This window comes from Fructilactobacillus sp. X3R2C1, assembly GCF_059901235.1.
Genome location: NZ_JBWXVA010000090.1, coordinates 1 through 235 on the forward strand (window position 1 = coordinate 1; position 235 = coordinate 235).

General features: G+C 62.1%; 1 protein-coding gene. It reads left to right on the top strand.

The window, feature by feature from the left end; all coding sequences use genetic code 11:
• Positions 1-51: 51 nt before the first annotated feature.
• The coding region (locus AC6UDB_RS07280; RefSeq protein WP_500709599.1) for a hypothetical protein at positions 52-235 on the top strand (184 nt) is incomplete at its 3' end.

A 235-nucleotide genomic window follows, 5' to 3' on the forward strand; every position in this document is an offset into this window, starting at 1 on the left:
TGCGGGAGATCAGCGTGGCGGAGATTTCGGCGCTATCTGCAGGTTGATGCGTTGGCTTGGCTGGCCTCTCGGCAGATTTACCCGCCCACAGACCAGCCAATGCTGCATAAAAACCTTGTCTATCCTTTAGCCTTCACCGGTGGCTCCTGGCTCGGCGGGTCGCCCACCGTCGGCGGCATGGTTGGCTTGATCGGCAGCTCGTCCGGCTCTTTTTCCGGCACGGGCGGTGGCAAGC